This is a genomic window from Nonomuraea rosea, assembly GCF_039539705.1.
GTDB classification, from domain to species: domain Bacteria; phylum Actinomycetota; class Actinomycetes; order Streptosporangiales; family Streptosporangiaceae; genus Nonomuraea; species Nonomuraea rosea.
The window spans coordinates 103,477-129,350 of sequence record NZ_BAABDQ010000027.1 but is presented as its reverse complement, the minus strand read 5'-3'; the positions used below and the strand labels follow the sequence as shown (position 1 = coordinate 129,350).

Genomic DNA, 25,874 nt, shown 5'->3' with positions numbered 1-25,874 from the left:
GTGGCTGACAAGCATGTCGTCCGGTTCGAACCGGTCGGCATCGAGATCGAGGTCGAGGAGGAGCAGACGGTGCTGCGCGCCGCGGCCGAGCAGGGGCTGATGCTCATGCACGGCTGCAAGGAGGGGCAGTGCGCCGCCTGCAAGTCGTTCGTCCTCGACGGCGAGGACATCGAGCTCGACCGGTACTCGACCTTCGCCCTGCCCGACTACGAGCGGGAGGAGGGGTTCACGCTGCTGTGCCGGGCGCACGTGTACGAGGACGTCACGATCGAGCTGCTCAACTACGACGAGGAGATGATCCGCTCCGGGCTGCCGATCGTGAGCGCGGTGGCCGAGGTCGTCGCCAACGACCCGGTCACCCACGACCTTCGCCATCTCGTGCTGCGGCTCGTCGAGCCCAAGGAGCTCACGTTCTTCCCCGGCCAGTACGTGGACATCGCCGTCCCCGGCACCGGGGCCACCCGGTCGTTCTCGATGGCGAACACCTCCAGCCGCGACGGCGGCCGGCTGGAGTTCGTCATCAAGGTGTACCCGGACGGCCTGTTCTCGCATTTCCTGGACAGCCGGCTCGCGGTCGGCGACCGCCTCGACCTGACCGGCCCGTTCGGCGTCTTCACGCTGCGGGAAGGGCACGACGAGGACCTGGTCTTCGTCGGCGGCGGCGCCGGCATGGCCCCGATCCTCGCCCTGCTGCGCTCGATGGCCGAGCGCGGGGTCAGGCGCAGGGCCACCTACTACTACGGCGCGCGGCGCCGCCGCGACCTGTGCTTCGAGAGTGAGCTGCGCGCCTTGGAGCAGGCCCTGCCTGCCTTCCGGTACGTGCCGGCGCTGTCCGAGCCCGCCCCCGAGGAGGGCTGGGACGGCGAGGTCGGTCTCATCACCGACGTCGTCGAGCGGCACGAGCACGACCTCAAGGGCGCGCACGCCTACCTCTGCGGGCCGCCGCCGATGGTCGAGGCGGCGATGCCGATGCTGACCGCGCTCGGAGTGCCGCCGAAGCACATCTACTACGACAAATTCACCACGACCGGGTGAGGGGGAAACCTTTATGACAACCCCGCGAAGCGTGCCCAAGCCGGTCTTCACCGACGCCGAAGCCGGCGCCAGGGAGTTCCCGGATTCGACCGCGCGCGAGTTCACCTACTACACCCCGCAGAAGCGCAAGCGGACCCACTACGAGGACGTGACCGTCGAGGTCCAGCCGGACCCGCGGCACTACCTGAGCCAGGGCTGGCTCTACGGGTTCGCCGACGGCCGCGGCGGCTACCCGCTGGAGTGGACCGCGCTCAAGGCGTGGGGCCAGGACCGGCCGGAGCCCGAGCGGGGACCCGGCTCGGGCGGCAAGGGCTACGACTGGCCGGCGCACGGCTGGCACGAGTTCCGCGACCCCAACCAGGAGTGGGAGCTGTCCCTCTACCGCTACAACTCCAACGTGGTGCGCCAGGTCGGCCAGAACATCGAGGCGGCCAGGCAGGCCAAGGCGTTCGAGCAGTGGAACCCGAACTGGGTGCGCTTCGTGGAGAGCCACGTCGGCGCGTGGATGCACGTCGACCACGGGCTCGGGCTCTACCTCTTCGCCAACGCCAACCGCCGCGCGCCGACCAACATGCACAACAACGCGATCTCGGTCAACAGCATGCACCGGATCAGGGCGGCGCAGGACCTCGCCCTGTACAACCTGACGCTGAGCGAGGAGATCGGCGCGTTCGACGGCGCGGCGCACCTCGAAGCCTGGGACCAGGACCCGTCGTGGCAGGGCGTACGGCGGACGGCCGAGCAGCTGACCGCGGTCGACGACTGGTGCGAGGCGGTCTTCGCCGCGAACGTGGTCTTCGAGCCGCTGGTCGGCGAGCTGTTCAGGAGCCACCTGGTGCAGCAGGCGGCCCCGCGCAACGGTGACTTCGTCACGCCCACGATCGTCGGCGCCGAGGAGTACGACTACGCCGAGCGGGACCTGCGCTACACGAAGGTCATGTTCGGGCTGCTGACCGGCGACAGGGAGTTCGCCCGCCACAACACGACGATCATGCAGGAGTGGGTCTCGATCTGGGTGCCCCACGCCCTCTCGGCCGCCCGCACGCTGCAGCCGCTGTGGTCGCAGCCGGACGCCAAGCCGCCGCGCTTCGAGGACTGCCTGGACCGGGCCAAGAGCCGCTTCGCCGGGATCCTGTCCGAGCTGCACCTGGAGAGCCCGAAGGAGCTGACCCAATGACCGCGTTCAGGACGGCGGAGAGCCCCTTCAAGTCCGACAGCACCTCCTCCGGCATGTGCGGGTTCACGCTCATGAACAACCAGATCGGCGTGGTGGTGGCCGAGGTCATGGGCACCAAGCCCGACGTGCGGGTGACGCCGCTGCCCTCGATGATCAGGATCGACGCGGTCCGGCGGATGGACGTCGTCTACGACGAGATCTCCGAGGCGCTCGGCGAGGAGCCCGGCTACTTCGACGCCGCCGAGTTCGAGGAGAACATGTCCACGCACTACGGCCGGATGATCCACGAGGACGACCGGACCATCATGTTCGCCAACCCCGAGGACGCGGCCGGGTATCTCGGCTTCGACCTGACCGTCGCGCCGAGGAGGTGACGTCGTGTACGAGAAGGACGGCGAGAAGTATTTCGTGGTCGACAGCCACATGCACTACTGGAACGCCGCCCCGGACAACTGGGTGCCGGGCGCGGAGCGGTACGCCAAGGGCTGGATCGAGTGCTTCCACGCCTACCAGGGGCTGGGCCCGCCGACGACCCACTGGCCGCTGGAGAAGTTCCAGAAGTACTCGGAAGAGGACCTGATGCGGGACCTCTTCCAGGACGGGCACGTGGACGTGGCGATCTTCCAGCCGACGTACCTGACGGAGTGGTACCGGGAGGGCTTCAACACCACCGAGCGGAACGCGGCGCTCGGCGCGAAGCATCCCGGCAGGTTCATCGCGAACACCCGCTGGGACCCCCGCGACGGCGACGACGGGCTCAAGACGCTCGCCCACAACGTCGAGCGCTACGGCTCCAAGGGCGTCAAGCTCTACACCGCCGAGTGGCGCGAGGGCTCGCGCGGCTGGACGCTGAAGGACCCGGCGGCCTACCGCTATCTGGAGGCGTGCCGGGAGCTCGGCATCGTCAACATCCACGTGCACAAGGGGCCGACCATCTGGCCGCTGGACAAGGACGCGTTCGACGTCTCCGACATCGACCACGCCGCGACCGACTTCCCCGAGCTGAACTTCATCGTCGAGCACGTCGGGCTGCCGCGCATCGAGGACTTCTGCTTCATGGCGACGCAGGAGCCCAACGTGTACGCGGGACTGTCGGTCGTCATCGGCGGCCTCATGCACGCCCGCCCCAAGTTCTTCGCCAAGGTGATGGGCGAGCTGCTGTTCTGGGTCGGCGAGGACAAGATGACCTTCGGCAGCGACTACGGGATCTGGGAGCCCAAGTGGCAGATCGAGGGCTTCGTGGACTGGGACTACCCGGGCGAGGAGTTCTCCGACTACCCGCGGGTCACCACCGCGACGAAGAAGAAGATCCTCGGGCTGAACGCGGCCCGGCTCTACGGCATCGAGGTGCCGGCCGAGCTCCGGCTCGACGCGCCGTCCTCCAGCACGCTGGCGCCCGGCACGCCGGCATGACCGCCGTGAACGACGGGTCGCGCATCCTCGCCGCCCTGGCGACGGTGCGCGACCCGGAGCTGGACGAGCCGATCACGGCGCTCGGGTTCGTCGCGTCGTGCGCCCTGTCCGCCGACGGGCGCGCCGAGGTGCGGCTGCGGCTGCCGACGTACTTCTGCGCGCCCAACTTCGCCTTCCTGATGGTCGCCGACGCGCACGACGCGGTGTCCGCCATGGAGGGCGTCCGGCACACCGAGGTGGTCCTGGAGGACCACTTCGCGGCCGAGGCGATCAACGACGGGGTGGCCGCGCGGGCCGGGTTCCAGCGCTCCTTCGCCGGTGAGGCCGCCGGGGAGCTGGACCAGCTGCGCGCCGACTTCCTGCGCAAGGCGGTCCTGGCCGGCACGGACCAGGTGTGCCGGTCCCTGCTGACCGCAGCGCCGACCCCGGACACGGCCCCGGCCCCGACCGCGAGGCCTGGCGGCGGGCTGGACGGCGGATCGGACGGCGGGCCGGACTCTGGGCCGGACGCCGGGTCGGTGGTGCTGGCCCGGCTGACGCTGGGGGACGTGCCCGGTTCCCCCGCGCTCGACCGGCTGCGGCAGCGGCGGCGCGAGCTGGGCCTGCCCGCGGGGGACGACGCCCCGCTGCTGATCGACCCGGCGACGGGCGCGCCAATCGGCGCGGACGCGGTTCCGCGGCATCTGCGCAGGGCGCGCACCACGCGGGTGGGCATCGAGGCCAACACCGGCATCTGCCGCGGCATGCTGCGGCACCGCTATCAGGACAAGGGAGAGGGAGAGGAGGACCGATGAAGGCCGTCCGGTTGCACGCGTATCACCGGTTGCCCGTGGTCGAGGAGGTGCCGGAGCCGGCCGTCCGCGGTCCGCTCGACGTCGTCGTACGGATCGGCGGAGCCGGGGTGTGCCGTACCGACCTGCACATCGTCGAGGGCCAGTGGGCCGAGGCGATGGGCGTCGCGCTCCCCTACACGCTCGGCCACGAGAACGCCGGCCACGTGCACGCCGTCGGCTCCGCCGTCACCAGCGTGGCGGCCGGCGACACGGTGATCCTGCACCCGACACCCACCTGCGGGCTGTGCCCCGCCTGCCGGGCCGGGCAGGACATGCACTGCGCGAGCAGCGTCTTCCCCGGGCTCGACAGCGACGGCGGCATGGCCGAGTTGCTGCTGACCTCGGAGCGCGCCTGCGTCAAGCTCGACCCCAGGACCAGGCCGGAGGACGTCGCCGCGCTGGCCGACGCGGGCATCACCGCCTACCACGCGGTCCGCAAGGCGATCCCGCTGCTGTACCCCGGCACGACGTGCGTGCTCATCGGCGCGGGCGGGCTCGGCCACATCGGGATCCAGTGCCTGGCCGCCCTCACCGCGACGACGATCGTCGTGGTCGACCGCAACCCGGACGCGCTCAAGCTAGCCGAGCAGCTCGGCGCGCACGCCACCGTCGTCTCCGACGGCCGGCAGCTGGACGCAGTCAAGGACCTCACCGGCGGCCGGGGCGCCGAGGTCGTGCTCGACTTCGTCGCCGAGCTGGGCGCCGAGCAGGACGGGTTCGCGATGACGGCGCGCGCGGGCTCGTACTACGTCATCGGGTACGGCGGCACCGTGCACATCCCGACGCTCGACATCATCTCGACCGAGCGCAACGTCGTCGGCAACATCGTCGGGACCTATCAGGATCTCGCCGAGCTGATGGTGCTGGCGCAGGCGGGGAAGGTGACTCTGCACACCAAGACGTACCCGCTGGACGCCGCCGCGGAGGCCCTTCAGGATCTCGACGCGGGCCGGGTCCGCGGCCGCGCCATCCTCATCCCCTAGTTCGTCTCGCAGGAGGTTCGATGGCCAAGGAACTGCGTTTCGGCGCGGACGCGCGCACCCTGCTGCTGAGCGGGGTCGACCAGCTGGCCGAAGCGGTGAAGTCGACGCTCGGGCCCAAGGGCCGCAACGTCATCCTAGAGAAGATCACCGGCTCCCCCGTCGTCACCAACGACGGCGTGACGATCGCGCGGGAGATCCACCTCAGGAACCAGTTCGAGAACATGGGCGCCCAGCTGGTCAAGGAAGCGGCGATCAAGACCAACGACATCGTCGGCGACGGTACGACGACGGCGACCGTCCTCGCCCAGGCGATCGTCAGGGAAGGCATGACGGCGATCGACGCCGGCGCCAACCCCGTGCTCGTCAAGCGGGGTGTGGACCTGGCCGTCGGCCGGCTCGTCGAGCACCTGCGCGGCGTGGCCCGGCCGGTGAGCACCGAGGCGGACCTGGCGCGGGTGGCGGCGATCTCGGCGAACAACGACGAGAGCGTCGGCGCGGTGATCGCCAAGGCGCTGGCCACCGTCGGCGACGGCGGCATCGTCACCGTCGAGGAGTCGGCGCGGCACGGGATGGGCGTCGAGTTCGTCGAGGGCTTCGAGTTCGGCAACGGCTACGTCTCGCCGTACATGGTGACCAACCCGGCGAGCCTCGAAGCGGTGATCGCCGACCCGTACATCCTGCTGTGCAGCGAGAAGATCACGCGGGTCCAGCAGCTCATGCCGCTCCTCGACAAGATCATGCGGGCGCCACGCCCGCTGGTCATCGTCGCCGAGTCGGTCGAGGGCACGGCGCTGGGCATGCTGGTGCACAACCACGTCAACGGCATCTTCCAGTGCGTCGCGGTCCGGGCGCCCGGCTTCGGCGACCGGCGGCTGCACAAGCTGGAGGACATCGCCGCGATCACCGGCGGCGCCGTGTACAGCAAGCACTCCGGCTTCACCCTGGAGACGATGACCGTCGACCAGTTGGGCACCGCGGCCCAGGTGCGGGTCACCGCGGACCAGACGGCGCTCATCGGCGGCGGCGGCGCGCCGGACGCCGTCGAGTTCCGTCTCACCCAGCTGCGCGCGGAGCTCGGGCGCGCCGCCTTCGGCGTGGACGAGGACGTGCTCACCGAGCGGATCGGCGCGCTGTCGGGCAAGGTGGCCGTCATCAAGGTGGGCGCGCCCACCAACGCCGAGCTCAAGGAGCTCCAGCACCGGGTCGAGGACGCGCTGTCGGCCACCCGGGCCGCGATGGCCGAGGGCATCGTGGCCGGCGGCGGCGCCGCGCTGCTGCACGCGGCGGGCGCGCTGGACGAGGTGGAGGTCAAGGACGACTACGCCACCGGCGTCGAGATCGTCCGCAGGGCCCTGACCGAGCCCGCGTACCTCATCGCCGCCAACGCCGGGTTCTCCGGCCAGGAGGTGATCAGCAGGATCGCGCGGATGAAGCCGGGTGACGGGTTCGACGCGCTGCGGGACCGCTTCGGCGACATGTGCGAGATGGGGATCGTCGACCCGCTGCGGGTCGTCCGCGCGGCCCTGCAGAACGGGGCCTCGGTCGCGGGGCTCCTGCTCACGACGAACACGCTCGTGGCCGAGGAGCAGACGCCGTGGGGCGGCAGCCGGGCGCTCATGACCGAGTTCGGGCCGCTCGACGAGGGGCTGCACCAGCCGTCGCCGGACTCCAGCACGCCGCAGTCGCTCGGCCTCGGGCCGTCGGTCGGGTGAGGCATGGCTCTCGTGTCCGGCGACGGCATGGGTCCCGTTTCCGGCGACGGCCTGTCCGTCGCCTCAGCGCCGGCGGACGGGCCGAGCGCGCTGCGGCTGCTGCGCTCCCACGGGCGGGTGCGCGGCGTCGTGGCGCTGATGGGCCCGGCGTTCGTGGCGGCGGTCGCGTACATCGACCCGGGTAACTTCGCCACGAACTTCACCGCCGGCGCGCGGTTCGGCTACACCCTGGTCTGGGTGATCGTGGTCGCCAACCTGATGGCCATGCTGGTGCAGTACCTGTCGGCGAAGGCCGGCGTGGCCACCGGGCGCGATCTCCCCGAGCTGTGCCGCGAGCACCTGCCGCGCCCGGTGTCGCGGGGGCTGTGGGTGCAGGCGGAGATCATCGCGATGGCGACCGACCTGGCCGAGTTCGTGGGGGCGGCGATCGGGCTGAACCTGCTCTTCGGCGTGCCGCTGTTCCCTGCCGGGCTGATCACCGCCGTGGTCGCGTTCGGGATCCTGGCCCTCGAACAGCGCGGCTACCGGCGCTTCGAGCTGGCCATCGCGGGGCTGCTGCTCATCGTGTTCCTCGGTTTCCTCTACGACCTGGTCGTCGTGGGCGCCGACCCGGCCGGCGTCGCGGGCGGGCTGGTCCCGCGGCTCGCCGGCGACGACAGCCTGCTGCTCGTGGCGGGCATCATCGGCGCGACCGTCATGCCGCACGTCGTCTACCTGCACTCGGCGCTGACGAAGGCGCGCGTGCGGTGCGCCGACGACGCCGAACGCCGTGAGCTGCTGCGCTTCCAGCGGCTCGACGTGGTGGTCGGGCTCGGCGCGGCGGGTGTGATCAACCTGTCGATGCTGGTGATCGCGGCCTCGCTGTTCAACGCCACCGGCAACGCCGGGATCGACTCGATCGAGGGCGCGCACGCGGGCCTCGGCCGGCTCGTCGGCGGTGGCGCGGCCCTCGCGTTCGCGGTGGCGCTGCTCGCCTCCGGGCTGTCGTCGTCGAGCGTGGGCACCTATGCGGGGCAGGTGGTCATGCAGGGCTTCATCCGCCGCGGCATCCCGCTGTTCCTGCGGCGGGGGCTCACGATGCTCCCGGCGCTGGTGGTGCTCGGGCTGGGCCTGCCGGCCACGGACAGCCTGGTGATCTCGCAGGTCGTGCTGTCGTTCGGCATCCCCTTCGCGCTGGTGCCGCTGCTGTTGCTGACCCGCCGCGCGGACATCATGGGCACGTTCGTCAACAACCGGGTCACGAACGCGGCGGCCGGCGGCATCGCCGCGATGATCATCGCGTTGAACGTGTACCTGCTCTACGTCACCTTCCTCGCTTAGCCGGCCCGTCGTCAGCCGGTGATCTGGCCGGTGATCTGGAAGGTCTGGCCGTCCGCCGGGAGCACGATGTTCGGGCGGGACGAGCCGGTGACCTCGTCGCCCAGGTGCGTGCCGATGAGGCGCAGGTCCGGCCGGCGGCCGGCCAGCGCCTCGGCGTCGTCGAGGCCCATGTGCCCGGCCTTCGCCTTGAGGAAGGAGATGTCGAGCACGAGGGTCGAGCTGATCGAGGCGAGCTCTTCGACGGAGGGGCAGTACACGGTGTCGCCGGTGTAGCCGAGCCGGGCGCCCGGCTCGTCCACGATGGAATAGCCGAGCGCTATGGGCGTGGTGTGTTTCACCGGAAGAGCGCGAATGCGATAACCCTGGCCGGACCACTCGCCGCCCTCTTCGCCGAATTCCACGAAACGCGGGGAGATGTTGGGCCGGACGTTTTCCCAGGTGCCGGGATAACTCAGCGAGAAGAGCTTTTCGACGCGTTCCGCGAATCCGGCCGGGCCGATCAGCACCAGCTCGCTGTCGCGCCGGCTGAGCAGGCCCTGCTCCATGAGCAGGAAGATGATGTCGAAGAAGTGATCGGCGTGGAAATGGGTGATGAGGCAGATGTCGACGGCTCGCGGATCGAGGCCCGCGCGGCGCATCGCCTTGACCGAACCGTTCGGGGTGTCGATGAGGATCTTGCCGTCCACGAGCGCGGAGGCGCTCAGCCGGTCGGTGAAGATGGACCCGGTCCCGATGAGATGAAGCTCCATTTCCCTGCCCCTTTCTGGACATGACTTTTCCGCGTGATATGTAGCCGGGAATTCGGTTACGGACGCGCCGGAAAAGCGGATGCTGATGGGCGGGAGAGGTGTTTATCACCGTCCGGGCATAATGATTTTCCCTGATATAGCGGGCTTTATCGCAGCGAGGACAATCCCCACAGCTCCGCGATGCGCCCGTCGCGTACCCGGAAGAGCTCCAGCATGGTCGGCGGCTGCTGCCCGGGGATGCCGTGCACGCTCGTGCGGACGGCGGCCGTGTCCCCTTCGACGATCAGGTCCTCGACGACGACCCGGACTTCGGGGAACCTCTCGTGGAAGCGCCGCCATGCCCGGGTGACGCTCTCCGGTCCGGTCGCGCCCAGGGGATGGCCGTAGAAGTCCGCGGTGAAGATCTCCGCCGTGGCGGCGTGGTCGCGGGCGTTGAACGCCGCGTACATGCGTTCGGCGGCGGCCCGCACGTCGTCGGTCATCGAGGCTCCTGTCCTGTCATGTTCGCGCGGACGCGGCGCAGCACGTCCAGCGCGATCTCCTGGTATTCCGGGGTGACGCCGCCGAGCAGCCGCTCCTGGTAGACCTGGTGCGCCCGCTCCAGTTCGATCGCGGCGCGCTCGCCCTCGGGGGTCAGCGCGGCCAGGGTGTAACGGTTGTCGGCCGGGTCCAGGCGGCGGCCGACCAGCCCTTCGGACTCGAACTCCTTGACCAGCCGGGTGACGCTCGCCCCGTCGATGCCCAGCGCCTGGCGCAGGTCGCTGTGGCTCGTCTCCCCGTCGCGCCGCAGCCGGACGAGCAGCTGCACCCGGTGCGGGCTCAGCCCCACGTGCCGGGCGAAGGCCTGCCGCAGCAGGGCGCAGGCGCCGGCGAGCTCGCGGAAGAACGTGTCCTCTGGGGTCTCCTCGTGCACCGTCCCTTTATAGCGTCAACTCTTGATGCAATCAACAGTTGACCGTCCAACCAGACCTTCTGCTCATATGAGCAAAATCTGGCTCAAGTGTTGCAAGCAGGTTAATTCCCGACCTACCGTGCGTTATCTACGTCACATACGGAGGCCCATATGCGTGGATTCCGGTCGATCACAATCCCTGCGCTGCTGGTCATCGCCCTGTCGGCCTGTTCGGTGACCGCCACCCCAGGCGGATCCCCCGAAGGCGCCGGCCAGAAATCGGACGGCCCCGTCGCCATCGGATTCAGCCAGGCGACCCAGCAGTCCCCCTTCTACGTCCAGCTCCGCGAAGGCGCGGAGGCCGCCGCCAAGAAGGCCGGCGCGACGCTCTACTTCGCCGACGCGGGCGGCGACGTCACCAAGCAGAACAACGACATCCAGGACCTCATCACCCGCCAGGTGGACGTGCTGCTCATCAACCCCGTGGACCCGCAGGGCGTGCAGCCCGGCATCGCCGCGGCCAAGGCGGCCGGCGTCTCGGTCGTGACCGTGGACCGGCCGGTGCCGGAGGGCGCGGTCGCGCACGTCGGGCGCGACAACAAGGCGATGGGCGCGCTCGTCGGCAAGCGGCTCAGCGAGCAGCTCGGCGCCAAGGGCGGCAAGGTCATCGAGATCCGCGGCGACGCCGGCGGCGCCGTGGCCCGCGACCGCAGCGCCGGATTCCACGAGGCGGTCGCCGCCAACCCCAAGATCAAGATCATCGAGGGCCCGTACTCGGACTACGTGCGCTCCAAGGCGGTCACCGCGATGCAGGACCTGCTCCAGGTCCACCCCGACGTCGCCGCCGTCTACGCGCACAACGACGACATGGCGCTCGGCGCGCTGCAGGTCCTCAAGGAGAACGGCAAGGACAAGGTCCTGGTCTCCGGCGTCGACGGGCTCATGGAGGCCGTCAAGCAGATCCCGTCAGGCCAGTACGTGGCCACCGCGCTCAACGACCCCCTCTCGCTCGGCGCGAAGGCCGTGGAGACGGTGCTCAAGGTCAAGAAGGGCGAGAAGGTCGAGGCCACCATCGACGCGGGCACCGCCCTGATCGACACCGGCAACGCGGCCCAGTACACCGGCGCGGGCGAGTTCGCCCAAGCCGCCCAATAGCCGCCGCTTATGAACACAGCAGGCCAGCCGCAGAGGGCAGCCGAGGAGAAAGGCGACACGATGCCGGAAACCATGCAGGCCGCGGTGCTCCACGCTCCCGGCGACATCAGGGTCGAGCAGGTGCCCGTGCCCGAACCGGGCCCAGGAGAGGCGCTCGTCCGGGTCGCGGCCTGCGGAGTGTGCGGATCGGACGTCCCGCGCATGCTGCACGCGGGGGCCTACCACTTCCCGATCATCTGCGGCCACGAGTTCTCGGGGCACGTCGTACGCCTCGGCGACCGCCTGGCCGCCACCGGCCGGGTACGCGAGGGCGACCTGGTCACCGTGCCCCCGCTCATCCCCTGTCACAAGTGCGGCCCCTGCAGCCAGGGCCACTTCAGCCTGTGCAAGGACTACGGCTACTTCGGCAGCCGCAGGGACGGGGCCTACGCCCAGTACGTCACCGTGCCGGACGAGAACCTCATGGTCCTGCCCGCCGATCTCGACCCGCGGGCCGCGGCCATGCTGGACCCGGCCGCGATCGCGCTGCACGCCCTGTGGCGCACGAAGATGCGCGGCGGCCACCGGGTGGCGGTGGTGGGCGCGGGCCCGATCGGGCTGTTCGCCGTGCAGTGGGCCAGGATCGCGGGGGCGTCCGAGGTGCTCGTGATCGAGCTGAACGAGCAGAAGGCCGCCATGGCCGCCGAGGCGGGCGCCACACACACCGCGACCAGCGCGGAGGCCGCCGCCGAGACGGCCGGTGACGGCTACGACGTGGTCATCGAGTCCGCGGGCGTGCCGGCCACGGTCGACCAGGCCGTGACCCTGGTGGCCAGGCACGGCGAGGCGGTGTTCATCGGCATCCCGCACCAGCCGGTGGTGCTGCCCAAGTCCACGTTCAGCTCGTTCCTGCGCCGCGAGGTCACCCTGCACGGCGCGTGGAACTCCTTCTCCGCGCCGTTCCCCGGCGAGGAGTGGCGGGTCGCGGCCAGGTCGCTGGCCTCGGGCGACCTGGCGTGGAAGTTCATGATCACGCACGAGCTGGGGCTGGACGCGCTGCCCGAGACGATGGCCGCGCTCGGCGAGCGGTCCGTCTTCAGCTCCAAGGTCCTCTTCCTGCCGAACGAGGAGTGACGATGACGGCTTTCCTCGCCCTCGACCTGGGCACAGAAGGCGCGCGGGCCGCGGTCTACAGCGCGGACGGGTCGCCGATGGGAGCGGGCGACGACTCGTACCCGACCAGCTATCCCCGGCCGGGCTGGGCCGAGCAGGACCCGGACGACTGGTGGCGGGCGAGCGTCAGCGCGGCGCGCCAGGCGCTCGCCGCCGCCGGGAACCCGGACATCGCCGGGGTCGCGGTGGCGACCACGGCCTCCACGGTGGCCGTCCTCGACCGGCACGGGCGCCCGCTGCGGCCGGCCCTGCTCTGGATGGACTGCAGGGCGGGCGAGGAGTCGGCGCTGACCGCGCGGACCGGTCACCCGGTCCTGCGCTACTCCGGCGGCAGCGACGCGGTGGAGTGGCTGGTGCCGAAGGCCATGTGGCTGGCCCGCCACGAGCCCGGGACCTATCGCGCCGCCGCCCGCGTCGCCGAGGCGGTGGACTACATGGTCTGGCGGCTCACCGGGCGGTGGGCCGGATCCCGGATGAACGCGGTCTGCAAGAGCAACTACGACCCGCGCGGGGCGGGCTTCCCGCTCGACCTGTACGAGTCGCTCGGCATCGGCGACCTGGCCGGCAAGCTGCCCGACGACATCGTGCCCGTCGGCGACCCGGTCGGGCCGCTCGGCGCCGCGGCCCGCGACGAGCTGGGCGTCACCGGCCCCGCCGTCGTCGTGTCCGGCGGGATCGACGCGCACCTGTCGCTGCTGGCCATCGGCGGCGCTCCGGAAGGCCGGGTGTCGATCGTCTGCGGCACGTCCAACGCGTTCGTCACGGAGATCGACGAGCCGGTCTTCCCGCCCACCGTCTGGGGGCCGTACCCGGACGCGCTGCACACGGGCCGCTGGCTCGTCGAGGGCGGCCAGGTCAGCGCGGGCTCCGTGCTGGCCTGGGCGGGCGAGGGGCTCATCGGGCGGCCCAGGGCGGAGCTCGGCGGCCTCATCAAGGCCGCGGGGGCGCTGCCGCCGGTCGATCACGGCCTGATCGTCCTGGACTACTTCATGGGCAACCGCACGCCGCTGCGGGATCCGCGCCTGCGGGGCGCGGTGCTCGGGCTGACCCTGGCCAGCTCTCCCGAGCAGGTCTACCGGGCGGCCGTGGAAGGCGTCGCGTACGGCACCCGCCAGGTTCTCGACTCCTTCACCGACGGCGGGGTGGCCGTGGACGAGGTCTTCCTCTCCGGCGGCATCCGGCACAACGAGCTGTGGCTCCAGACCACCGCGGACGTGCTCGGCCGGCCGGTCCACCTGGTCGCCGGCGACAACCTCACGCTGCGCGCCTGCTCGGTGCTCGCCGCGGCCGGCTCGGGCCGGTACGCCTCGCTGGCGGAGGCCGCCGCGCAGTACGCACCCGAGGTGCGCACGGTCGAGCCGGTCGCCGCGCACGTGGCGGCGTACCGGACCGGCTACGCCGACTACCTCGCCGCCACCGCCGCCACGACGGAGATCTCCCACCGGCTGAGCGAGCCGGGACGGAGGTCCGGCTCATGACCGGCGAGGACCAGCTCTACCAGGTGGCCGTCCGCTACTACGAGAGCGGCGAGACGCAGGAGCAGATCGCCCACGCGATGCACCTGACCCGCTGGAAGGTGGGGCGGATGCTGGCGGAGGCACGCGAGGCCGGCATCGTCCGGATCGAAGTGCTGCATCCGCGCTCCCGCGTGCACGCCCTGGAGAAGTCCCTCAAGGAGCGGTTCGGCCTGCGCGACGCCATCGTGGTCGCGAACGGCGGCAGCGGCGACGCCGAGCAGGTGCGCGACCGCGTGGCCGCGGCGGGCGCCGACCACCTGATGGAGCTGCGGCCCGTGCCCCGGCTGATCGGGGTCTCCTGGGGCCGGACGCTCGACCGGCTGGCCGGCGGGCTCACCCCCGGATGGGCCACGGGCGTCCACGTGGTGCAGATCAACGGCGGCCTCAGCCGCTCGCGGCAGCCGACCAGCGCGCACAGCATGGCGAGCCTGATCGCCCACCACGGCGGCGGCACCGCGACGCTGCTGACCGCGCCGGCGATCCTGGAGCAGGAGAGCACCCGCGCGGTGCTGGAGAGCGACCGGGCCGTCTCCGACGTGCTCGCCCTGGCCGCCAGGGCGGACCTGTTCCTGTTCAGCCCCGGCGGCATGGGCAGCGACTCGGTGCTGGTCGACTCCGGCCAGATCGACGCGGACGACCTGGCCCGGCTCACGAGCGCGGGCGCGGTGGGCGACGTGCTGGGCCGCTTCATCGACGCGGAGGGCCGGATCGTCGACCCCGCCCTGGACGGGCGCACGCTCGGCCTGTCCCTGGACGCCCTGCGCTCGGCCGTCACCTCGGTCGCGCTCGTCAGCGGCGAGGCCAAGCGGGCGGTGTGCCGGGCCGTGGTGACGAGCGGCCTGTGCGACGTGCTCGTCACCGACGACCAGAACGCCATCCGCCTGCTGGAGGAGCCATGACCGAGCGGCTGCACATGACCGGCATCGTCAAGCGCTTCCCGGGCACCGTCGCCCTGGACGGCGTGGAGCTGAGCGTGCGTCCCGGCGAGGTGCACTGCCTGCTGGGCGAGAACGGGGCCGGCAAGAGCACGCTGATGAAGATCCTGGCGGGCTCGTACCAGCCGGACGAGGGGACGATCCTGCTGGACGGCCAGCCGTTCAGGGCCGCCACCCCGCACGCCGGGCTGGCGGCCGGCATCGCCGTCATCTACCAGGAGCTGGACCTGCTGCCCGACCTCACCGTGGCACAGAACCTGCTGCTGGGCCGGGCCCCGCACCTGGGCCCGCTCGTGCGGCGGGCCCGGCGGGCGCAGCTGGCCCGCGAGGCGCTGGACCGGGTCGGCGCGGCCTTCCCGGTGACCACCCGGGTCAGGGAGCTGCCGATCGCGGCCCAGCAGCTCACCGCCATCGCCAAGGCGCTGACCGCCGACGCGCGCGTCATCGTCATGGACGAGCCCTCCGCCACGCTCGGCGAGAGCGAGCTCCTCGCGGTGTTCGAGGTGATCAGGTCGCTCACCGCGGAGGGACGCTCGGTGATCTTCATTTCGCACCGGATGGACGAGGTGATGGAGATCGGCGACCGCGCCACGGTGCTGCGCGACGGCCGTACCGCGGGCGTCTACGACCTGGCCTCGACCGGGCCGGACGAGATCGTGGCCGCGATGATCGGCGACGTCCCCGAGCTGGTCGGCGCCACCGACCGGGCCGCGCCCGAGGGCGAGCCGCTGCTCAGCGTCGCCCGGGTGCACGTGCCGGGGCTGCTGGACGTACGCGACATCGAGGTGCGTCCCGGCGAGGTCGTCGGGCTCGCCGGGCTCGGCGGCGCGGGGCGTACCACGCTGCTGCGCGCGTTGTTCGGCGACCTCAAGGCGCACGTCGTGGCGCGGCTGGACGGCCGCCCGCTCAAGCCCGCGAGCCCGGCCGCCGCCGTCCGCGCGGGGCTGGCGCTCGTCCCCGAGAGCAGGAAGGAGCAGGGACTGATGCTCGGCCTGTCCGTCAGCCGCAACGCCGCGATCGGCGCGCTCGGCCGGCCACCGTGGCTGCTGCCCGGCCGGCTCGGGCGGCGCCTGACCCGGCCCGCGCTCGCCGGCCTGGGCGTCCGCGCTGCCGGGCCCGGCCAGCCCGTGGGCCAGCTGTCCGGCGGCAACCAGCAGAAGGTCGTGCTGGCCAAGTGGATCACCCGCGGCGGGATCAGGGTCCTGCTGCTGGACGAGCCCACGCGCGGCCTGGACGTCGGCGCCAAGGCCGACCTCTACCGGCAGGTGCGCCACCTCGCCGGCCAGGGCGTGGCCGTCCTGCTCGCCAGCAGCGAGCTCAACGAGCTGACCGCGAACGCCGACCGCATCCAGGTCCTGTACGAGGGCCGCAACATCGCGGGTTTCGATCCCCGGGTCAGCCCGGAGAGCGTCATCGCGCACACCGTCATCACAGGAGCCACACCATGACCGCATCCATCGGATCCACGGTGACCGCGAGCGAAGGCCAGGAGAAGGGCGCCCGCTCGCGCCGCGGCGCCGACCTGATCGTCAAGTCCAACCTGCTGCTGGTCTTCCTCGGCCTGTGCGTGGTGGCCTCGCTGCTGGCCCCGCAGTTCCTGACCGGCCGCAACATCGCCAACCTGCTGCAGCAGTCGTCGCTGACCGGGATCGTGGCCATCGGCATGACCATGGTGGTGCTCACGGCGGGGATCGACCTGTCGGTCGGCAGCGTCGCGGCCTTCGGCGGGATGACCGTCGCCCTGCTCATGGCCTCGGGCGTGCCGGTCCTGCCGGCGATCCTGCTCAGCGTCGCGGCCGGGGCGGCGTTCGGCGCCGTCATGGGCGGCCTGTCGGCGTACCTGTCGCTGCCGGCGTTCATGACCACGCTGGCGGGGCTGACGGCCGTGCGCGGGCTCACGTACCTGCTGACCGACGGCAAGCCGGCGGACAGCGGCGGCTCGGCGGGGTTCCAGCTGCTCGGCGGCGGGTTCGTCGGCTACGTGCCGATCGTCGGGATCATCTTCGTGGTGATCACCGTCCTGGCCGCCGCGGTGCTGCGCGGCACCACGTTCGGCGAGTACGTCTACGCGGTCGGCAGCAACAAGGAGGCCGCGCGGCTGTCCGGCCTGCCGGTGCGCGGCGTGATCACCACCGTGTTCGCCGTGTCCGGCGGGCTGGCGGCGCTGGCCGGGGTGCTGCTCACCTCCCGCCTGACCGTGGGCCAGCCCACCGCCTTCAGCGGGCTGGAGCTGGACGCGATCGCGGCCGTGGTGCTGGGCGGCACGAACCTGTTCGGCGGCCGGGGCGGCGTGTTCGGCACGTTCGTGGCGGTGCTGCTGCTGTCGGTCCTGCGCAACCTGTGCAACCTGCTCGGCCTGGGCTCCTTCTTCCAGATGGTGGTGACCGGCCTGATCCTGCTGGTCGCCCTCGTACTCAACATGCTCATCGAGAGGCGTGGCGCTCGTGCCTGACACCATCCCCGGCTCGTTGCGGGCCTACCTGCACGGTCTGCCCGGCGTGGACGAGGTCGGCGTCGCCAGGCGCGCCGCCGACCTGGCCACCAGGTCCGTCAAGACCACGGCCAAGCGGCGGGCGATCGACCTGGCCATCGGCATGGTCGACCTGACCACCCTCGAAGGGTCGGACACACCGGGCAAGGTGCGCGCGCTGGCGGCCAAGGCCATGCGGCCCGACCCGGCCGACCCCACCGCTCCCCCGGTGGCCGCGCTCTGCGTCTACCCCGACATGGTCGCGGTGGCCGCACGGGCGCTGGCGGGCAGCGGCGTCGGGCTCGCCTCGGTCGCCACCGGCTTCCCCTCGGGGCGCACCTCGCTGGAGGTCAAGCTGTCCGACACGGCCACGGCGGTGGCCGATGGGGCCACCGAGATCGACATGGTCATCGACCGGGGCGCGTTCCTGGCCGGCGACTACCGCAAGGTCTTCGACGAGATCACGGCCGTCAAGGAACGCTGCGGCCCGGCCCACCTGAAGGTCATCCTGGAGACCGGCGAGCTGGTCACCTACGACAACGTCCGGCGGGCGTCCTGGCTCGCGCTGCACGCCGGGGCCGACTTCATCAAGACCTCCACCGGCAAGGTCGCGCCCGCCGCCACCCTCCCGGTCACCCTGATCATGCTGGAGGCCGTCCGGGACTACCGGGCCGCCACCGGACGGCAGGCGGGCGTGAAGCCGGCCGGCGGCATCCGCACCACCAAGGACGCGATCCGCTACCTGGTGCTGGTCAAGGAGATCGCCGGGGACGACTGGCTGGATCCGGCCTGGTTCAGGCTGGGCGCCTCGACGCTGCTGAACGACCTGCTCATGCAGCGCACCAAGCTCGAGACCGGCCAGTACGGCGGGCCCGACTACTACACCATCGACTAGGGAGAGGCGTGGAGATCTTCGAGTACGCGCCCGCGCCGGAGTCACGATCCATCGTGTCCATCCGGCCGTCGTACGACCTGTTCATCGACGGCGAGTTCGCCGCGGCCGAGAGCGACGAGCGCATCGTCACGGTCAACCCCGCCGACGAGGAGCCGCTGGCCGAGGTGGCCGCCGCCGGAGACGCCGACGTGGAGCGCGCCTTCGCGGCGGCGCGGCGGGCGTTCGAGCGGGTGTGGTCGCCGATGCCGGGGGCCGAGCGCGGCAAATACCTGTTCAGGATCGCGCGCATCATCCAGGAGCGCGCCCGCGAGCTGGCCGTGCTGGAGTCGCTGGACAACGGCAAACCGATCAAGGAGACGCGGGACGTCGACCTGCCGCTGGTCGCGGCCCACTTCTTCTACTACGCCGGCTGGGCGGACAAGCTCGCGCACGCGGGGCTCGGCGGCGCCCGGCCGCTGGGCGTGGCCGCGCAGGTCATCCCGTGGAACTTCCCGCTGCTGATGCTCGCATGGAAGGTCGCGCCCGCGCTGGCCACCGGGAACACGGTCGTGCTCAAGCCCGCGGAGACGACCCCGCTGACGGCGCTCGCGTTCGCGGAGATCTGCCAGGAGGCCGGGCTGCCGCCCGGCGTGGTGAACATCGTGACCGGGGCCGGCGCCACCGGCCGGGCCGTGGTCGCGCACCCGGGCGCCGCCAAGGTCGCCTTCACCGGCTCCACCGAGGTCGGCAGGGAGATCGCCCGCGCGGTGGCGGGCACGGGCAAGCGGCTCACCCTGGAGCTGGGCGGCAAGGGCGCCAACATCGTCTACGAGGACGCGGCGATCGACCAGGCCGTCGAGGGGATCGTCTCCGGGATCTTCTTCAACCAGGGCCACGTGTGCTGCGCGGGCTCGCGGCTGCTGGTCCAGGAGTCGATCGCGGATGAGCTGCTGCCCAGGCTGCGGGCCCGGATCGAGCGGCTGCGCCTCGGCGACCCGCTGGACAAGAACACCGACATCGGCGCCGTCAACTCCGCGGCGCAGCTCGCCAGGATCCGCGAGCTCGCCGCCGCCGGCGAGGCGGAGGGCGCCACGAGCTGGTCACCGTCGTGCCCGCTGCCTGAGCGCGGGTACTGGTTCCGGCCCACCGTGTTCACCGGCGTCACGCAGGCGCACCGGATCGCCCGCGAGGAGATCTTCGGCCCGGTGCTGTCGGTGCTCACCTTCCGCACCCCGGAGGAGGCCGTGGCCAAGGCCAACAACACGCCGTACGGGCTCTCCGCCGGCGTGTGGACGGAGAAGGGCTCCCTGATGCTCTGGACCGCGAGCCGGTTGCGCGCCGGCGTGGTGTGGTCCAACACCTTCAACGTCTTCGACCCGGCCAGCCCCTTCGGCGGCTACAAGGAGTCCGGTTACGGCCGCGAGGGCGGGCTGCACGGGCTGGGGGCGTACCTCGATGCATGAGCGGACCACGGTGACGGAGGACCCTACCTTGGCTGACAAGCCCCAGCGCATCGGCGTGCGCAGGACGTACAAGCTCTATGTCGGCGGCGCGTTCCCGCGCTCGGAATCAGGCAGGTCGTATCCCGTGACGTCACCGGCAGGAGACCACCTGGCCAACGCCGCCCTGGCCTCGCGCAAGGACGTGCGCGACGCCGTGGTGGCGGCCCGCAAGGCGTTCCCCGGCTGGTCGGGGCGCACGGCGTACAACCGGGGGCAGATCCTCTACCGGGTCGCCGAGATGATGGAGGGGCGGCGGGCCCAGTTCGCCGAGGAGGTCGCCGCGGCGGAAGGCTCGGGCGCGGCCGAGGCCCAGGCGCTCGTGTCGGCGGCCGTGGACCGCTGGGTCTACTACGCCGGGTGGACGGACAAGATCGGGCAGGTGCTGGGCGGCGTCAACCCGGTGTCCGGCCCGTACCTGAATCTGTCCGAGCCCGAGCCCGCGGGCGTCGTGGGCGTCCTCGCGCCCGGCGGGTCCTCGCTGCTCGGGCTGGTCTCCGTGCTCGCGCCCGTGATCGCGGCCGGCAACACGGCGGTGCTGGTGGCGAGCGAACGCCTGCCGCTGCCGGCCGTCACGCTGGCCGAGGCGCTGGCCACCTCGGACCTCCCCGGCGGCGTCGCGAACATCCTGACCGGCCGCCTGGCCGAGCTCGCCCCGCCCCTGGCCGGCCACGCCGACGTGAACGCCCTGGACCTGGCCGGCGCGGGGAGCCTCGCGGCCGAGCTGGAGGCGGTGGCGGCGACCACGCTCAAGCGGGTCCTGCGGCCCGGCCGCGACGACTGGGACGACCCCGACCCCGGCCTGTCCCGCGTCAAGCCCTTCATGGAGATCAAGACGGTCTGGCATCCGATCGGGCGATGAGCCGCCTTCAGGGGTGAACCTTTCGCGCGGCGGGCTCATCCGCGACGGCCGCGGCGGCGAAGCAAGAGGAAGACGGGCGTACCGCTCATCCCGTCTGTACGCGACACCCGATTCCGTCATCGCCCAAAAGGAGACAGGAATGCGTAAGTCGTACAAGCTTGCTTTGCCCGCCGTAGTGGCGGCCGGGCTGCTGACGATCCCCGGCGCGCTCACCTCCCCCGCGTCGGCCGCGTCGGCCGGCACCGCCGCCTCCCTGGCCCTCACCCTGGACGGCGGCAGCTGCGAGCCGCTCGCGCGGCGGTTCCTCTGCTCGGTCGCCTTCAGCGGCGCGGTCGCGCCGGCCGCCATCCGCTGGTTCGTCAACGGCAGCCAGGTGCCCGCGTTCAACGACCGGACCTTCGTGGGGATCGGCTGCCAGCCCACCTTCAGGTACGACATCCGCTCGGTGATCTCCGACGCCACCGGAGCGTCCGTGGAGTTCCGCACCTCCGCGATCTGCAGGTCGGGAAACCCGTGACGCAGACGCGGCGGTGCGGCCGCCGCGTCATCGCGTTCGTCTGCCGCGCGTGTCACGCTCACGGCGGACGGTCGGCCGCCTGCCCTTGATCGTGGCCTGCCGGAGGGCGGCGATCACCTCGTCCGCCGACTCCTGCGGCACCTCCACCAGGGAGAACCGGTCGGCGATGTCGATCGCGCCGATGTCGCGCCCGCTCAGGCTCGACTCGCCGGCGATCGCGCCGACCAGGTCCTGGGGCCGGATGCCCGCGCTGCGCCCCACGCTGAAGAACAGCCGGGTCATGCCGCCGGCGGGGGCCCGCGTGTGGCGCTCGCCGTCCGGCCCGCGCCGCCTGTCGGGGCCCCTGCCGTCCGTGCCCCGGTCCATGGCCCGCGGGGCCACCTCGGGGATCTCCTCCTCGTCGAGCGTGGCCCCGCTGGCCTCGTGGGCCAGCTTGACGGCGGCGAGCGCCACCTCCATGAGGTCGTACTCGTCGGTGAGCGACTCGACCACGACGTGGAAGGGGCCCAGATCGTCCTGAAGGAGGCACTCCTCCAGCGCCGAACGGGTCAGCTCCATCCGGCGCGCCTGCAGGTCGGCCACGGTCGGCAGCCGCTCCACCGGGATCCGCTGCCTGGTCACCCGCTCGATCGCCTTGAGCATGCGGTGCTCGCGCGGCTCCACCAGGGTGAGCGCCACGCCTTCGCGGCCGGCGCGGCCCACCCGGCCGATGCGGTGCACGTACGCCTCGGGCGCGGACGGCACGTTGTAGTTGACGACGTGGGTGAGCTGCTCGATGTCGAGACCCCGCGCGGCCACGTCGGTAGCGATGAGCAGGTCGGCGGTCCCGGCCCGCACCCGTGACATCACCCGGTCGCGCTGCTCCTGCTCCATCCCGCCGTGCAGGGCCTCGGCACGGTGGCCGCGCCCGTTCATGGTCTCCGTGAGCTGGTCGACCTCGTCACGGGTGCGGCAGAAGATGATCGCCGCCGTCGGCGCCTCGATGTCGAGCAGCCGGCCGAGCGCGGCGGGCTTGTGCGCCCTGGCGACCAGGTACGCGCTCTGCTCGACCAGCGGGGTCGTCTGACGGCCCTCGTCCGACGCTTGCCCCATCTCGATCCGCACCGGGTCCTGCAGGTGGCGGCGGGCGATCCCGTCGATGCGCGGCGGCAGCGTCGCGGAGAACAGCACGGTCTGCCGGGTCTCCGGGGTCGCCGCGAGAATCGCCTCGATGTCCTCGGCGAACCCCATGTCGAGCATCTCGTCCGCCTCGTCGAGCACGACGGTGCGCAGCCCCTCCAGGTCGAGGGTGCCCCGGCCGATGTGGTCGAGGGCCCGTCCGGGCGTCGCGACCACGACGTCCACCCCGCGCTTCAGCGCCTGCAACTGCCGGCCGAAGGGCGCGCCGCCGTAGATCGGCAGGACGCGAGTGCCCAGGATGCGGCCGTAGCGATGGAACGCCTCCGAGACCTGGATGGCCAGCTCCCGGGTCGGCACCAGCACCAGCGCCACGGGCCCGGTGCCCTCGACCGGCGGGGGCAGCCGTTCGAGCACCGGCAGCGCGAACGCCGCGGTCTTCCCCGTGCCCGTCGCCGCCTGCCCGAGCAGGTCGCGCCCCGCCACCAGCGGGGGGATCGCCTCTCTCTGGATCGGCGTCGGCTCCTCGTATCCGAGAGCGGACAGCACGTCCAGAAGCTCAGGTCTGAGCCTCATGTCGGCGAAGGTGCCCTCGCCGTCGGTCTCGTTCACGGTCATCGCCGAATCCTCACGAACTTCCCCCTGCTGCCGGTCATCTCTGGACGGGCTTCGCTCCGCCCAGCCCTACCCTGGCAGAGAACCGGGGAACGTCCGGAATCGGACAGCGTACGCCCAGGTCACGGGTGCCGGGCGGGCCGGCGTCGCCAAGGCGGCCGCCCAGGGTTGATCAGCTGTCGGTCAGGAAGGCGAGGGCGTCCGGGGCGAAGCGTTTGTCGGTGAACGTGCCGCTGTGGCTGCGCCCCCGGTAGACGACGAGCTGGGCGTCCGGGATGCCCTCGACCGTCTGCCTGGCCAGGTCCAGCGGGTAGACCAGGTCCTGGTCCCCCTGGATCAGCAGCGTGGCGGCCTTGATGTCGTGCAGCCGTCCGCGCAGGTCGAAGCCGTCCTCGGCGTTGAGGACGACGACGGCGTCGGTGTAGTCCTTGCGGCTGCCGTCCGACAGCCACAGCAGCCCGGCGAGGAGTCTGCGGCCGAGCGCCGATTCGGTGACGACGCCGGCCAGCGCGGGGCTCGGCCGCCTGCCCTGGCGTGCGCGTTCGATGTAGCCCCGCTGGGCGCGCCGGCCCACCGGGCCGAGGGTGGCGGCCGTGCCGGCCAGGACGAGGCGGTCCACCAGATCGGGATGGTCGGCGGCGAGCTGGAGCGCGATGGACCCGCCGGTGGAGATGGCCAGCATGTTCACCGGGCCCTGGAACGTCGCCTTGATCGCCTGGGCGTAGACGGCGGCGAGATCGGCCATCGTCGTGGCCGGCGGGAGGCCGGGCGGGCGGTTGACGACGTAGACGGTGAAGTGCTCGGTGAACGGCCGCACCATCCGCAGCGTCGACCAGCGCGCCAGGCCCGTCGGATTGGCCGCCTCCGGGGTGTAGAGCGGGACGACCAGCGGCGGTCCTTCACCGGCGGACAGATAGGGCAGGCCGTTCAGCATGAGGTGATCCCTTCCGTGACGGCGTCGATCAGGCGGTCCATCACGGCGGGGAAGAGGTCGGCGCCCAGATGGTCGGCGTGCAGCGGGGCCAGCAGCACCGCGCGCAGCACGCCGAGCAGCACCTGAGGGTCACCTTTCAGGTGGGTGCCGAGGAAGTCGAGCAGATCGCCCATGGGGCCTTCCTCGGCGGCGGCCAGGCGCTCGGGGGTGAGCTTGGCGGCGACGGCGTCCATCTCCTGGGGATGGGACATCAGCCTGCGATAGAGGGGGTTGGCGTCGAGCTCGGCCACCGTCGCGCGCAGGAAGCAGCGCAGCGCGTCGCGGGTGCCGTCGCCGCGGTGGAGGCCCTCGTCGATCACCCGGCGGCGCACCTGTGCGCTCTGCCGCAGGACGGCCTCGAAGTAGAGGTCCTCCTTGGAGTCGAAGAAGGCGTAGAGCGAGGACTTGGCGATGCCCGCCGGAGCGGTCAGCTCCTCCAGGGAGGTCTTGCGCAGTCCTTGGGTGGCGAAGAGCCGGGTGGCGGTGTCGAGCAACTGCTCGGTGATCCGCGACCGCTCCTTGTCCGAGAACGCCGAAGGCATGTGTCTCCGTATGAACAGTTTGGTTTTTTGTTCATAGCATAGCCTCCGGCCCGCGGGCGTTGCGAGCCGTCGTTCTCGTCCCGAGGGCTCAGCGGCGGTGCGGGCGGCCGCCGCCGACCAGGGCCTTGCCGCCGCGAGCTCCGTCGCGGTCATGAGCGGGCGAGCCGCCGGCGGCGGCCGCTTCGGCCCGGCCACCGATCTGGCTGGGGTCGCAGCGAACTAAAGCGTTGATCGAGCGCAGGTTGACGGATGTGCCGTCCTCGAAGCCGGGACCGCTGATGGTGGCGTCCTGAGGAGCTTGGCCGGCGAACGTGACCTCCAGGCGCCAGGAATCGCGGCGCAGAACGATCACAAGGTTGGCGGGCGGGCGGATGCTCTGAATGTCCCAGCAGTGCTGGCGTGCGCGGCTGACGAGCGCGTGCGGATGCATCAGGTCGCGTCCTTTGTCATCAGATCGAGATTCACTGGATGGCTGGGCGTTTTGACCGTCTGCTATCTGAGACGGGCCGAGTGGGCGGAACGGATCCATGTATCAGGTAAAAGGGTCGGCCAGAAGTCCGGGGAAGGGCGCGCTGCCATGTGACTCCCATACTCGATTATCAGTGACGTAGTGGCTACTTTACGTTCACTCAGCACCAGACCTCTGCGCGAGCCGCTGCGCGCGGCGTCGTCACGGGCGGCCGGCCGGGGCGCGGTCGCCCGCGACGACCTGCTCAGACGGCGGCTGTTCGCCGCCCATGAGGGCGTCCTGCATCTTCTCGAAGCGTTCGTGGACCTCCCGGACATATCCGGTGCCCAGCGTGGTGTAGTCGATCAGGTCGCGCAGGCAGGCCGGGTTCGGCTCGAAGGTGACCTTGGTAAGGACCAGGCCGGAGGCGATGGACGGGACGTACGCCGATGGGCGCGGACCTCGGCGGCACGTTTGATCCGCTGTCACAGGGCACGGGACAGGCAGGCCCGCCGGCGCCGCCGAAGCGACCACCTGCGCGGCGCCGGCGAGGTCGTGAGCCAAGCCCAGCCTGCTAGCTTGTACGTGGTTTCCAGGCAGCTGTGACGCGTGAGGGGCTGGTGAGATGGGTTTCGAGGAGCCCGACGTGACCGGCATGCAGGCCTATGCCGACGAGCTCCGCCGGACCTTTCTCCGGCTGCAGGAAGAGGGCGGCGAGCTGCACCGGCAGGCGCGGGCGATCGAGGTGACGGAGAAGTCGCGCGACGGCCTGATCTCCGCCACCGTGGGCGCGCGCGGCGAGCTCGTCAGGCTCGACATCGACCCCCGGATCTACCGCCACCCCGACGCCAGGCACCTCGCCGACTCGATCACCGACACGGTGCACCGGGCGGCGGACAAGGCCAGGCAGCGGGTCCTGGACGTCTTCGAGCCGCTCATCCCGGCGGACCAGATGCGCGCCCATCTCGACGGCGATCTGGAGACCGTGATGGCGCAGCTGGCGGACCAGATGGCCGGTAAGGAGAAGCGGCGCGGCCCCGCGTGAGGGCGCCGTCCGTGAGCAGGTCCCGGCCCGCCGGGTGCGG

The 25,874-nt window shown here is 71.6% G+C and carries 27 protein-coding genes; 19 read left to right on the top strand and 8 right to left on the bottom strand.

The genetic code is table 11. The features are described from left to right. From ABEA43_RS44235 to ABEA43_RS44200, 8 genes are read left to right on the top strand one after another with little or no spacing between them, the layout of a single operon-like run. Nucleotides 1-1,035 (top strand): FAD-binding oxidoreductase, encoded by a 1,035-nt coding sequence (locus ABEA43_RS44235; RefSeq protein ID WP_345571888.1) that lies wholly within the window; start codon nucleotides 1-3, stop codon nucleotides 1,033-1,035. 13 nt (nucleotides 1,036-1,048) lie between these two features. Then, nucleotides 1,049-2,212, top strand: coding sequence for a ferritin family protein (locus tag ABEA43_RS44230; RefSeq protein ID WP_345571886.1), 1,164 nt, complete (start codon nucleotides 1,049-1,051; stop codon nucleotides 2,210-2,212). After that, a complete protein-coding gene (gene mimD / locus ABEA43_RS44225; RefSeq protein ID WP_345571884.1) occupies nucleotides 2,209-2,586 on the top strand; it encodes a propane 2-monooxygenase effector subunit MimD in 378 nt (125 codons plus the stop codon). The genes ABEA43_RS44230 and mimD overlap by 4 nt, the downstream gene beginning before the upstream one ends. 4 nt (nucleotides 2,587-2,590) lie before the next feature. Further along, nucleotides 2,591-3,625 (top strand): amidohydrolase family protein, encoded by a 1,035-nt coding sequence (locus ABEA43_RS44220; RefSeq protein ID WP_345571882.1) that lies wholly within the window; start codon nucleotides 2,591-2,593, stop codon nucleotides 3,623-3,625. Then, nucleotides 3,622-4,419 (top strand): iron-sulfur cluster assembly protein, encoded by a 798-nt coding sequence (locus tag ABEA43_RS44215; protein WP_345571880.1) that lies wholly within the window; start codon nucleotides 3,622-3,624, stop codon nucleotides 4,417-4,419. The genes ABEA43_RS44220 and ABEA43_RS44215 overlap by 4 nt, the downstream gene beginning before the upstream one ends. Next, a complete protein-coding gene (locus tag ABEA43_RS44210) occupies nucleotides 4,416-5,441 on the top strand; it encodes an NAD(P)-dependent alcohol dehydrogenase (RefSeq protein ID WP_345571878.1) in 1,026 nt (341 codons plus the stop codon). The genes ABEA43_RS44215 and ABEA43_RS44210 overlap by 4 nt, the downstream gene beginning before the upstream one ends. Before the next feature lie 20 nt (nucleotides 5,442-5,461). Beyond that, nucleotides 5,462-7,153, top strand: coding sequence for a chaperonin GroEL (gene groL, locus ABEA43_RS44205; RefSeq protein WP_345571876.1), 1,692 nt, complete (start codon nucleotides 5,462-5,464; stop codon nucleotides 7,151-7,153). Between the two features lie 3 nt (nucleotides 7,154-7,156). Continuing rightward, entirely contained in the window at nucleotides 7,157-8,473 is a 1,317-nt protein-coding gene (locus ABEA43_RS44200; RefSeq protein WP_345571874.1) for an Nramp family divalent metal transporter, read from the top strand. Nucleotides 8,474-8,484: 11 nt separating this feature from the next. On the opposite strand, the gene ABEA43_RS44195 is transcribed toward ABEA43_RS44200, so the two are convergent. From ABEA43_RS44195 to ABEA43_RS44185, 3 genes are all read right to left on the bottom strand, one after another. Beyond that, nucleotides 8,485-9,222: an MBL fold metallo-hydrolase gene (locus ABEA43_RS44195; RefSeq protein ID WP_345571872.1), complete on the bottom strand. Its 738-nt coding sequence runs from the start codon at nucleotides 9,220-9,222 to the stop codon at nucleotides 8,485-8,487. A 146-nt stretch (nucleotides 9,223-9,368) separates the two neighbouring features. Next, nucleotides 9,369-9,704, bottom strand: a complete 336-nt coding sequence (locus tag ABEA43_RS44190; protein ID WP_345571870.1) for an ester cyclase — start codon at nucleotides 9,702-9,704, stop codon at nucleotides 9,369-9,371. Continuing rightward, nucleotides 9,701-10,135 carry a MarR family winged helix-turn-helix transcriptional regulator gene (locus ABEA43_RS44185; RefSeq protein WP_345571868.1) on the bottom strand — a complete coding sequence of 145 codons (435 nt, stop codon included), beginning with the start codon at nucleotides 10,133-10,135 and terminating at the stop codon, nucleotides 9,701-9,703. The genes ABEA43_RS44190 and ABEA43_RS44185 overlap by 4 nt, the downstream gene beginning before the upstream one ends. 150 nt (nucleotides 10,136-10,285) lie before the next feature. On the opposite strand from ABEA43_RS44185, the gene ABEA43_RS44180 reads away from it, so the two are divergent. The 10 genes from ABEA43_RS44180 (at nucleotide 10,286) to ABEA43_RS44135 (ending at nucleotide 21,095) form a co-directional block, all read left to right on the top strand. After that, entirely contained in the window at nucleotides 10,286-11,269 is a 984-nt protein-coding gene (locus tag ABEA43_RS44180) for a substrate-binding domain-containing protein (RefSeq protein ID WP_345571866.1), read from the top strand. 60 nt (nucleotides 11,270-11,329) lie between these two features. Continuing rightward, on the top strand, nucleotides 11,330-12,382 hold the full coding sequence (locus tag ABEA43_RS44175) for a galactitol-1-phosphate 5-dehydrogenase (protein ID WP_345571864.1): 1,053 nt from the start codon (nucleotides 11,330-11,332) through the stop codon (nucleotides 12,380-12,382). A gap of 2 nt (nucleotides 12,383-12,384) precedes the next feature. Next, the gene (locus ABEA43_RS44170; RefSeq protein ID WP_345571862.1) at nucleotides 12,385-13,899 is read left to right on the top strand and encodes an FGGY-family carbohydrate kinase; all 1,515 of its coding nucleotides are present in this window, start codon (nucleotides 12,385-12,387) and stop codon (nucleotides 13,897-13,899) included. Then, a complete protein-coding gene (locus tag ABEA43_RS44165; RefSeq protein ID WP_345571860.1) occupies nucleotides 13,896-14,837 on the top strand; it encodes a sugar-binding transcriptional regulator in 942 nt (313 codons plus the stop codon). The genes ABEA43_RS44170 and ABEA43_RS44165 overlap by 4 nt, the downstream gene beginning before the upstream one ends. Then, nucleotides 14,834-16,321: a sugar ABC transporter ATP-binding protein gene (locus ABEA43_RS44160; RefSeq protein ID WP_345571858.1), complete on the top strand. Its 1,488-nt coding sequence runs from the start codon at nucleotides 14,834-14,836 to the stop codon at nucleotides 16,319-16,321. The genes ABEA43_RS44165 and ABEA43_RS44160 overlap by 4 nt, the downstream gene beginning before the upstream one ends. Further along, entirely contained in the window at nucleotides 16,318-17,325 is a 1,008-nt protein-coding gene (locus ABEA43_RS44155; protein ID WP_345571856.1) for an ABC transporter permease, read from the top strand. Before ABEA43_RS44160 ends, ABEA43_RS44155 begins: the two co-directional genes overlap by 4 nt. Beyond that, on the top strand, nucleotides 17,318-18,238 hold the full coding sequence (gene deoC, locus ABEA43_RS44150) for a deoxyribose-phosphate aldolase (RefSeq protein WP_345571854.1): 921 nt from the start codon (nucleotides 17,318-17,320) through the stop codon (nucleotides 18,236-18,238). Before ABEA43_RS44155 ends, deoC begins: the two co-directional genes overlap by 8 nt. Nucleotides 18,239-18,252: 14 nt before the next feature. Further along, a complete protein-coding gene (locus ABEA43_RS44145) occupies nucleotides 18,253-19,680 on the top strand; it encodes an aldehyde dehydrogenase family protein (RefSeq protein ID WP_345571963.1) in 1,428 nt (475 codons plus the stop codon). Continuing rightward, on the top strand, nucleotides 19,673-20,578 hold the full coding sequence (locus ABEA43_RS44140) for an aldehyde dehydrogenase family protein (protein WP_425570483.1): 906 nt from the start codon (nucleotides 19,673-19,675) through the stop codon (nucleotides 20,576-20,578). Before ABEA43_RS44145 ends, ABEA43_RS44140 begins: the two co-directional genes overlap by 8 nt. A gap of 139 nt (nucleotides 20,579-20,717) precedes the next feature. After that, nucleotides 20,718-21,095 (top strand): hypothetical protein, encoded by a 378-nt coding sequence (locus ABEA43_RS44135; RefSeq protein ID WP_345571849.1) that lies wholly within the window; start codon nucleotides 20,718-20,720, stop codon nucleotides 21,093-21,095. 27 nt (nucleotides 21,096-21,122) lie between these two features. Here ABEA43_RS44135 and ABEA43_RS44130 read toward each other — a convergent pair whose 3' ends face one another. From ABEA43_RS44130 to ABEA43_RS44110, 5 genes are all read right to left on the bottom strand, one after another. Next, complete coding sequence (locus ABEA43_RS44130) at nucleotides 21,123-22,829, bottom strand: DEAD/DEAH box helicase (RefSeq protein ID WP_345571847.1); 1,707 nt, start codon at nucleotides 22,827-22,829, stop codon at nucleotides 21,123-21,125. A gap of 169 nt (nucleotides 22,830-22,998) precedes the next feature. Then, nucleotides 22,999-23,760 carry an alpha/beta fold hydrolase gene (locus ABEA43_RS44125; protein WP_345571845.1) on the bottom strand — a complete coding sequence of 254 codons (762 nt, stop codon included), beginning with the start codon at nucleotides 23,758-23,760 and terminating at the stop codon, nucleotides 22,999-23,001. Continuing rightward, nucleotides 23,754-24,341, bottom strand: coding sequence for a TetR/AcrR family transcriptional regulator (locus ABEA43_RS44120; protein WP_345571843.1), 588 nt, complete (start codon nucleotides 24,339-24,341; stop codon nucleotides 23,754-23,756). The genes ABEA43_RS44125 and ABEA43_RS44120 overlap by 7 nt, the downstream gene beginning before the upstream one ends. 88 nt (nucleotides 24,342-24,429) lie before the next feature. Continuing rightward, on the bottom strand, nucleotides 24,430-24,771 hold the full coding sequence (locus ABEA43_RS44115; protein ID WP_345571841.1) for a hypothetical protein: 342 nt from the start codon (nucleotides 24,769-24,771) through the stop codon (nucleotides 24,430-24,432). A 240-nt stretch (nucleotides 24,772-25,011) separates the two neighbouring features. Next, nucleotides 25,012-25,278, bottom strand: coding sequence for a hypothetical protein (locus ABEA43_RS44110; RefSeq protein WP_345571839.1), 267 nt, complete (start codon nucleotides 25,276-25,278; stop codon nucleotides 25,012-25,014). Nucleotides 25,279-25,414: 136 nt separating this feature from the next. Here ABEA43_RS44110 and ABEA43_RS44105 point away from each other — a divergent pair, with 136 nt between their 5' ends. Next, complete coding sequence (locus ABEA43_RS44105) at nucleotides 25,415-25,834, top strand: YbaB/EbfC family nucleoid-associated protein (RefSeq protein WP_345571837.1); 420 nt, start codon at nucleotides 25,415-25,417, stop codon at nucleotides 25,832-25,834. The last annotated feature ends 40 nt before the right edge of the window (nucleotides 25,835-25,874 follow it).